The organism is Silanimonas sp. (genome assembly GCF_044377035.1).
GTDB lineage: Bacteria > Pseudomonadota > Gammaproteobacteria > Xanthomonadales > Xanthomonadaceae > Silanimonas.
Genome location: NZ_JBILJW010000001.1, coordinates 231019 through 239583, shown reverse-complemented (window position 1 = coordinate 239583; position 8565 = coordinate 231019). Strand labels below are relative to the sequence as shown.

At 70.4% G+C, this 8565-nt stretch carries 7 protein-coding genes; 3 read left to right on the top strand and 4 right to left on the bottom strand.

Annotated elements, in window-relative coordinates; all coding sequences use genetic code 11:
• Together ACIQ6S_RS01145 and ACIQ6S_RS01140 are read right to left on the bottom strand one after the other, a co-directional pair.
• Positions 1-537, bottom strand: a 537-nt coding sequence (locus ACIQ6S_RS01145; protein WP_397606737.1) for an alcohol dehydrogenase catalytic domain-containing protein, incomplete at its 3' end; no start/stop codon positions are given.
• A gap of 294 nt (positions 538-831) precedes the next feature.
• On the bottom strand, positions 832-1302 hold the full coding sequence (locus tag ACIQ6S_RS01140) for a DUF1456 family protein (protein ID WP_397606736.1): 471 nt from the start codon (positions 1300-1302) through the stop codon (positions 832-834).
• 80 nt (positions 1303-1382) lie between these two features.
• Here ACIQ6S_RS01140 and ACIQ6S_RS01135 point away from each other — a divergent pair, with 80 nt between their 5' ends.
• Both ACIQ6S_RS01135 and ACIQ6S_RS01130 read left to right on the top strand, forming a co-directional pair.
• Positions 1383-1619, top strand: coding sequence for a DUF3297 family protein (locus ACIQ6S_RS01135; RefSeq protein ID WP_397606735.1), 237 nt, complete (start codon positions 1383-1385; stop codon positions 1617-1619).
• 35 nt (positions 1620-1654) lie between these two features.
• A complete protein-coding gene (locus tag ACIQ6S_RS01130; protein WP_397606734.1) occupies positions 1655-2563 on the top strand; it encodes a class I SAM-dependent methyltransferase in 909 nt (302 codons plus the stop codon).
• A 31-nt stretch (positions 2564-2594) separates the two neighbouring features.
• Here the strand turns inward: ACIQ6S_RS01130 and ACIQ6S_RS01125 are convergent, their stop codons facing one another.
• Positions 2595-5630, bottom strand: coding sequence for a hypothetical protein (locus ACIQ6S_RS01125; protein WP_397606733.1), 3036 nt, complete (start codon positions 5628-5630; stop codon positions 2595-2597).
• A gap of 149 nt (positions 5631-5779) precedes the next feature.
• Here ACIQ6S_RS01125 and ACIQ6S_RS01120 point away from each other — a divergent pair, with 149 nt between their 5' ends.
• A complete protein-coding gene (locus ACIQ6S_RS01120) occupies positions 5780-7717 on the top strand; it encodes a TonB-dependent receptor (protein WP_397606732.1) in 1938 nt (645 codons plus the stop codon).
• A 13-nt stretch (positions 7718-7730) separates the two neighbouring features.
• Here ACIQ6S_RS01120 and ACIQ6S_RS01115 read toward each other — a convergent pair whose 3' ends face one another.
• On the bottom strand, positions 7731-8504 hold the full coding sequence (locus tag ACIQ6S_RS01115) for a TSUP family transporter (RefSeq protein ID WP_397606731.1): 774 nt from the start codon (positions 8502-8504) through the stop codon (positions 7731-7733).
• Positions 8505-8565: the final 61 nt, after the last annotated feature.

Here is an 8565-nt window from a genome sequence, read left to right as displayed (position 1 = left end):
CTTCACCGCGCCCAAGCCCGTGGTCACGCCGCAACCCAGCAGGCAGACCTGCTCCGGGTTCGCCTCGGGGTTCACCTTGGCGAGCGAGACCTCGGCCACCACCGTGTATTCGCTGAAGGTGCTGCAGCCCATGTAGTGGAAGATCGGCTGGCCCTCGTAGCTGAAGCGCGAGGTGCCGTCTGGCATCACGCCCTTGCCCTGGGTGGCGCGCACCGCTACGCACAGGTTGGTCTTGCCGCTGGTGCAGAACAGGCACTCGCGGCATTCCGCGGTGTAGAGCGGGATGACGTGGTCGCCGGGCTTCAGGCTCGACACACCTTCCCCGACCTCAACAACGACCCCAGCGCCTTCGTGGCCCAGCACGGCGGGGAACAGGCCTTCCGGGTCATCACCCGACAGCGTGTACGCATCGGTGTGGCAGACGCCCGTATGGGTGATGCGCACCAGCACCTCGCCCTTGCGCGGCGGGGCGACGTCGATCTCGACGACTTTCAGGGCTTCGCCTGCGGCGAAGGCGACGGCGGCGCGACTTTTCATGGGGGGCTCCTTGGACAAGGCCGGCAGGATAACCCCAGCGCAACGGGGCGCCCGGGCGCCCGGGCGCCGCGGCAGCCGATGTGGGAGAATGCGCCCCCTTTCCCGCCACCAGGCCACCGCCATGAAGAAGTCCGTCAGCAAGAAGTCCCGTTCGCGTCGTCGCGCCGCCCGCCTGCGCAGCGCGCGCTAAGGCAACGTGCCGCCGGGCGATGTTCCCGGCGCCGCGGCGCCTTGAGGCCAGTGCCTGCCCGCGATGCATTCGCGGGCGGCACTGGCCTTTTTCGTGGGTGGTGCTCAGGACGGGCGCACGCGCAGCGTCAGGCCCTTGAGGAAGTTGCGCAGCAGCTGGTCGCCGCAGGCACGGTAGTTCTTGTGGTCGCGCTGCCGGAACAGCGCCGAAAGCTCGGGCTTCGCCACCGGGAAGCCGGCCTGCTCGAAGATCGCGTGCATGTCCTCGTCCTTCAGCTCGAAGGCGACGCGCAGTTTCTTCAGCACGAGGTTGTTGCTCACCCGCGACTCGACGGGCCGGACGGGCCGGCTCTCGTCCTTCCCGCGGCGGTGGAACACCAGGCCCTCGAGGAAATGGGCGAGCGTGGCGTCATCGCAGGGTTCGAAGCCCGGCTCACCGTCTTTCTTCAGGAAAGCCGCAACCGTCGCCTTGTCGAGGCCGGCATCGGGATTCGAGAGCTGCGTGATCTCGATCACCTTGGCATCGCTGAGGTCGAGCATGTAGCGGATGCTTCGCAGCACGTCGTTGGTGATCATGGGGCGGTTCCCGGTTTTCGCGGCCGCCATTGTGCATGGGCACCCCTTAGAATGCCGGCCCTGCCTTCCGGAGACGCCCCATGTCCGACACCGCCCCCGACCGCCTCTCGAACGACCCGCGCTCGAAGTTCCATGACGCCGCCGCCCTCGAGCGTGGCATCGGCATCCGCTTCAACGGCAACGAGCGCACCGACGTCGAGGAATATTGCGTCAGCGAAGGCTGGGTGCTGGTGCCGGCCGGCAAGGCGCTCGACCGCCGCGGCCGCCCGATGACGATCAAGCTCAAGGGCACGGTCGAAGCACGCTTCCTGACCTGAGCCCACGTCTCCACTCCGGCGGACTCCCGACCGCGATGAGCCGCCTGCTCTCGCCCCTGCTCACGCGCGACGCCATCGTCGCGCTGCAGGCCGCCCACGCCCGCGGTGACGCGGCATGGCACGGTTCGCTCGATGCCGGCCGCACCGAGGGCGACGTCGCGCTTGGCGCCGACGGCTTCGACTGGGGCGGCGCGCGCTGGCCGTGGCCGGCACCCGATGACGCCTTCAAGGACCGCAACTTCTACGCGGCGCTGCTAACCGGTAGCGGCAGCACTGACTGGCATCCCGTACAGCGTTTCGGTCGCGCGCTGATCAAGCTCATCCCGACCGAGTGGGGACCGCCCACGTTCGAGATCGACGGCATCAAGATGCTGCCCACCGCGCAAGTCTCTCCATGGGACGACGCGGCCACCAAGGTCGCGCTCGTGCAGCCGCGCGGCAAGCGCCTGCTCGATTGCTGCGGCGGACTCGGCTACTACGCGGCGCACGCGCTGGCGAACGGCGCGGCCCACGTGCAGAGCTTCGAGAAGAATCCCGACGTGGTCTGGCTGCGGCGCTTGAATCCGTGGTCGCCCGACGTCGACGACGCCGCGAACGCCGGCCGCTTCACGCTGACCGAAGGGGACGTTTCGGTGGCGATCGCCACCCTGCCCGACGCGCACTTCGACGCGGCGCTGCACGACCCGCCGCGCTTCGGCATCGCCGGCGAGCTGTACTCGCAGGCCTTCTACGACCAGCTGGCGCGCGTGCTGAAACCCGGCGCACCGCTCTTCCACTACACCGGCACGCCGAACGCCAAGACCAGCGGCCGCGACGTGCCCGGCGAGGTCATCAAGCGGCTGGAGAAAGCCGGCTTCCGCGCGGAGCGGAAGCTCGACGGCGTGTTTGCGACGAAAGGCCGGGGCACAGCCCCGGCCCGCTCGGGCCCGCGCCCACCGCGCTGATCGCGCGGCGGGCGGCTCGGTCTCGGGGCGCTTACTTCCCCGGCATGGCGAACGGTCGGCCACGCGCGCCGGCACGCGGATGGGGCCGCTCGTCGTTCTGGAGGCGCCCACCCTCATCGTCACCGCGAAGCTTGAACGGCGGCGTCCAGCGCGGCGTCGGGGCCTTGGGCGCCTCGATCTCAACCGTGCGGCGGTGGGTCGCATCGCCGTAGGCCACTTCCAGCGTGTAGCGGCCCGGCACCGGGTAGAGGCGATGGCCGAGCCGGACGGATTCGGCATACGGCACGTTCTGGCGCAGCCCACGCTGGTCGGCGGCGAGGGCCTCGAGGGCCTGTTTCTCCGCGTCGAGGGTCAGCGCCTGATCCAGCTGCAGGTCCCAGGCGAAGCTGTTCAGGCCGTCGATCGCCTCGCGTTCGAACTGCGCCAGCGGACGGTCTTTGGCATCGAGCAGGCGGAAGCGCACCGTGCCGCCCTGCTTCGCCCAGAAGGTGCCGCGCAGCTCGGGCAGGTGTTCCGGGCGGTCGAACCACGGATCGGCGCGGCGACGCCAATCGCGCGAGGCCTGCAGGCCGTCGAGGTGGAACAGATGCACCGCCGAGGCACGCACCGTGGCGTCGAGCTGCTGCACCGGCAGTACGTCGACCACCCAGGCACTGCGGCCGTGGGTACCGGCGATGAGCTCGCGGTCGCGCGGGTGCACGAACAGGTCGTGCACCGGCACGTTCGGCAAGCCGCCGTCGAGGGCCTGCCAGGCTTGCCCGCGATCGAGGCTCACGTAGACGCCGCGGTCGGTGCCGACGTAGAGCACATCCGGATTCACCGTGTCCTCGCGGATCACGTTCACCGGTTCCGCGGGCAAACCTGACGCGATCGACGTCCAGCTCTTGCCGAAGTCGTCGCTGCGGTACAGGTACACGCGGTCGTCGTCCTGCCGATAGCCGTTCAGGGCGAGATAGAGCCGGTCCTCGGCGTGGCGCGAGAGCTCCACACGGCTCACCCAGCGGTCCGCGGGAAGCCGGGCATCCACCTGCTGCCAGCGCGCGCCGCCGTCGCGGGTGACGTGGACATGGCCGTCGTCGGTGCCGACGCCGATCCGCCCGAAGTGCAGCGGTGATTCCGAAACGCTGGTGATCGTCGCGAACGGCACGTTGCCGCGCCGCGTGGAACGGGTGAGGTCGGGGCTGATCGCCGTCCAGCTCCGGCCGCGATCGAACGAGCGGTACAGGCGGTTCGCCGCCATGTAGACCGTGCGTGGGTCGTGCGGCGAGAGGATGACCGGCGTGCTCCAGTTGTAGCGAAGCACCGGGTCGGCCAGCGGCGCGCGCGGACGCACGTCGTGGCGACGGCCCTCGCGATCAATGCGCGTGTAGTAGCCGAACTGGTAGCCGGTGTAGGTGTCGCCGGATTCGTCGTCCACCGCCACCCACATGCCGTCGCCGCCATTGAGGAAGGACCAGTCCTCGCCGAGTTCCCAGCGCGTGCGGCTGCTGCCCTTCCACGTGCCGTTGTCCTGCAGGCCGCCGTAGACGTTGTAGGGCTCGGCCATGTCGGCGTAGATCGTGTAGAACTGGCCGACCGGCTGCGCGTCGAGCTTGCGCCACGTCACGCCGCGGTCGTGGCTGACGTCCAAGCCACCGTCGTTGCCCAGCAGCAGGCGCTGGGGATGGTTCGGGTCGATCCACAGCGAATGGTGGTCGACGTGCACGCTGGGATGGTTGGTGTAGCCCTCCCAGGTCTTGCCGCCGTCCGCCGAGACGATCAGCGGCACGCCCATCGTGTAGACGCGCTCGGCGTCGCTCGGATCGACAGCCACTTCCGCGAAGTAGTAGCCGTAGGAATAGGTGACCTCGCGGATCGGCGTGTCATGGGTGCGCCGCCACGTCGCGCCGCCGTCGTCGGTGCGCCACACGGTGTGGCCCCAGGTCGGGTTGTCGAATAGCGCGGCGTTGCCGTCCTCCAGGCGGCTGATGAGCATCGGCAGCGTGATCGATCCGTCGCGCACGCCGTCGAGGAGGGTCTTGGCATCGAGCTCCACCGGCAGGTCGGCGCCGCGGATGAAGCCCTCGATCTCCGCGGGGTCCTGGGCGAGGAAGTCCTCGCGGCTCATCGTCTTCAGGCGCTGCGGCGAGAGCGGCCGATCACCGAGGTCCTGCAGCGCCTCGGGCAAGGGCGCCCAGTGGTCGATCGTCGCGTACACCGTGTCGGGCTGGCTGCGCGCCACCGCGAGGCCGATGCGCCCCACCGTCTCGCCCTGCGGAAGCCCACCGTCGAGCCGGCGCCAGGTGCGGCCGCCGTCGGTCGATTTGTGGATGCCCGAACCGTCGCCGGCTTCGGTGAACTGCCACGGTGCGCGCTGGCGGTCCCAGAGCGCCGCGTACAGCACGTCGGGGCGGCTCGGATCGATCACGAGGTCGCTGGCCCCGGTCCAGTCATTCGACGGCACGAGCACGTGGGTCCACGTCTCGCCGCCGTCTTCGGTAAGGAACACGCCCCGCTGGCCACCCGGCGAATACAGCTTGCCCGCGGCCGCGACCAGCACACGGCGGCCGTCGCGCGGGTCGACGACGATCGACGCGATGCGATCGGTGCCAGCCAGCCCCTTGGGCGCAAAGGTCTTGCCGCCGTCGCGGCTGACGAACATGCCATGGCCGCCGTAGTTCGACCGTGCCGCGCTCGGTTCGCCGCTGCCGACCCACAGCGTCTCGGGTGCAGACGGATCGACGGCAATCGCGCCGACGACGGTGTTCGGCAGGTGGTCGGTCAGCGGCTCGAACGAACCGCCGTCATTGGTGGTCTTCCACACGCCGCCCGTCGCATAGGCGACGTAGTACGTGTACGGCTGGCCCGGCACCGAAGCGAAGTCCATCACGCGGCCGCCCTGCTCGGTGGGGCCGATGCTGCGCCAACCGAGGCCGCGGAACGGCGACGCCGCTTCCATGCGCTGGTGCTGCTGCCACGCCGCCGCACGCTGTTCGGGCGTGCTCGGCGCGCCCGGCGTCGGTCGGGCCGCCGCCGTCGTGGCGAGGCCGAACACCAGCAGGGCGCCGATCCATGTCGCGGTTCTCATGCAAGGTCTCCGAAGTGTGGCGGTCGAGGCGCCGAGGGATGCGCCGCCAGTTTGTGCCATGCACCGCGCGCCGGGTAGGTGCCGGCACCCGGCTCGGCTATCCTCGCCGCGCCCCGAAGGCCGGCGACGTCGGCCATGGAGACCGGTACGTGGTCCACGCTGTACAACGCCGTGCGCTGGTCGCTGCGATGCTCGCCGCCCTGCTCGCCGCCCTGCTCGCCGCCCCGCAGGTCCAAGCCCAACCGGAAGACGAGGAGGCTCCGCCTTCAGGGCCGCCGGTCGATGCACCGCCGACGCGGCTCGGTCCGGTCGAGGTGACCGCACGAGGCACGGCGGCCGACTGGCCGAGCGCACTGGCCACCGACACCCTCGATTACCGCGAGGCCGTCGCCGCGCCCGTCGACGTGCAGGACTGGGTGGTGCGCACGCCCGGCGTGGCCGCCACCGGACAGAACGGTTTGTTCGAAACGTTTTCGATCCGCGGCAACGGCGGCAACGCCATCCTGACCTTGGTGGCCGGCATGCCGATCACCGCGCAGCGCCGCGCCGGCGTGCCGCTGTCCTTCGTTGATCCACTACTGCTTGGCGACGTGTCGGTGACCCGCGGCCCGGCGGTCACCCACTTCGGGCCGGGCGCGCTGGGCGGGGCCGTCTCCGTCGAGCCGCGCTGGTTCGATCGCCCGGCGCTGGCGGCCCGCCTCGCCAGCGGCGACGAGCAGTTGCTGATGGCCGCCACCGGCAGCGACGCCTTCTCGCTGGCCGTGGCGCGCCACGAGGCCGGCAATGCCGAGGCCCCCGACGGCACTCCCTTGAACACGGCCTACCAGCGCGATTCGGCCGTACTGCAGGCGCGCACGCGCGTCGGCGACGTCGATGTGGATGCCCTGCTGATGCCCTCGCGCAGCACCGACATCGGCAAGTCGAACAGCCGTTTCCCCGCGCGCAACACCACCTACCCGATCGACCGCCACAGCATCGGCCGCCTGCGCCTGCGCCACGCCAACGGCCTCGAATTCGGCCTGCGCGGGCACGCGCAGCGTCTTGACACGCTCAACCAGCGCCCGGGCTCGCCCGACACCTTCGCTTCGATCGAAAGCACCGACCTTGGCGCGACGCTGCAGCGCCGCTTCCAGGCCGGCGCACTGGATTACAACCTCGGGCTCGAGTACCTCGGCCGCCGCGACGTCGATGGCTTCGACGCCCGCGGCACGCTCGCCAACCGCACGTACAGCCTGAAGGACGCGCGCGAAGCCAACCTCTCGGTGTTCGCGATCGCCGACTGGGCGCTGGCCGCGACGCTCGACCTCGAACTGGGCGCGCGTGGCACACGCGTCACGCAGCGCCAGCGCGGCGCCGAGGCCGACGATCGCGATGCCGCGTTCACCGCCGGCGCGGTCTGGCGGCCGACCGCGGGCACGCGCTGGACGCTCAACCTGTCCTCCGGCTACCGCTTCCCCACGCTGGAGGAGCGCTACTTCAGCGGCGTGACCGCGCAGGGCGACATCGCCGGCAATCCGGACCTCAGCTCGGAGCACTCGCTGGGCATCGACCTTGGATTCGGCTGGAACACGGGCCCGTGGTCCGGCTCGACGCACGCGTGGCGGATGGGCGTCGACGATCTCATCCAGCTCGCCCGCCTGCAGGGCGACCTCAACGGCTACGTGAACATCGGCGAGGCGCGGCTCTACGGCGCGGAGACCGAGGTCGACCTCCGCCTCGACGAACGATGGTCGCTGCGCGCCAGCGGGGCGTGGACGCGGGGCGAGGATCGACGCACCGGGCAGCCGCTGTACGGCATCGGCCCGCCGGACGTCGCGTTCGAGGCCCGCCATGAGGGCCAGCGCCATACCTTCGCCGTGCGCTACGCGCACCGTTCGCGGATGCGCCGTCCGGGCTTCGAGGAAGTGGCGCGCAGCGCCGTCGACACCCTCGACCTCGATGCGGGTTTCCGGCTGCGCGAGGACCTCGAGCTGCGCGTGTTCGTGCGCAATGCGTTCGACCAGCGCTACTTCGCCACCGCCGACGTGCTGTCCGCCTTGGCGCCGGAACGTTCGATCGGCCTGCAGCTTATGTGGCAAGGGCGCTGAAGCCCGCGCCGCCTCACAGCAGGCCGCTGACGAGCCCCAGCCCGACCACGAACAGCAGCGCCGCCACGAGACGCTGCACGCCGACCAGCGTGACCTTGTGCATCAAGCGGGTGCCGACGAAGGCCCCGACGAAGGCCGCCACCGAAGCGCTCGCGGCCAGCCCCCAGTCGATCGCGGCGGCCTGCTCGGCCATGGCGGTGGCGTAAACGCCGAGGCGGCTCAGGTCGACCGCCAAGGCCACCAGCACACCGGTGCCGAGGTAGGCCTCCTTGCTCAAGCCCGCCTTGACGAGGAACAGGCTGCGCAGCGCGCCCTGGTGGCCGGAGAGACCGCCGAAGAAGCCGCTCAGCAGGCCGCCCACTGGGAGGAAGCGCTTGGGCACGCTCAGCTTTGCGAAGCGCGGCGACATCTCCAGGACCGCGAACACGAGGATCAGGCTGCCGATGGCGAGCTTCACCGGATGCACGGCCTGCTCGGCATCGAACAGCCGGTAGCTCAGCAGCGGCGGAAGCTCCGCGAGGGCGGTCAGGACCCAGGCGCCGACGAACGCGGCGAGCAGCGACGGCAGGCCGAACGCGAGTAGCACCGAGCGGTCCGCATGCCTTCCGAGCATCGCCGCCTTGAAGACGTTGTTGGCGAGGTGCACGACGGCGGTGAGGGCGATCGCCACCTCCAGCGGGAAGAACAGCGCCACCACGGGCATCAGCAGGGTGCCGAGCCCGAATCCCGAGAACAGCGTGAGCATCGAAGCCAGCAGTGCGCAGGCCGAGACGATGATCCATTCCACGGCCTTCCCCCTTTCGCTGTTCCGTGGTCCCGATGCCCCGCGGCGCGTCGTGACTTCCGGC

Coding starts and splice junctions, on each gene's coding strand:
- ACIQ6S_RS01140 (WP_397606736.1), bottom strand. CDS start 1,302: ATGATCACCAACGACGTGCTGCGAAGCATCCGCTACATGCTCGACCTC.
- ACIQ6S_RS01135 (WP_397606735.1), top strand. CDS start 1,383: ATGTCCGACACCGCCCCCGACCGCCTCTCGAACGACCCGCGCTCGAAG.
- ACIQ6S_RS01130 (WP_397606734.1), top strand. CDS start 1,655: ATGAGCCGCCTGCTCTCGCCCCTGCTCACGCGCGACGCCATCGTCGCG.
- ACIQ6S_RS01125 (WP_397606733.1), bottom strand. CDS start 5,630: ATGAGAACCGCGACATGGATCGGCGCCCTGCTGGTGTTCGGCCTCGCC.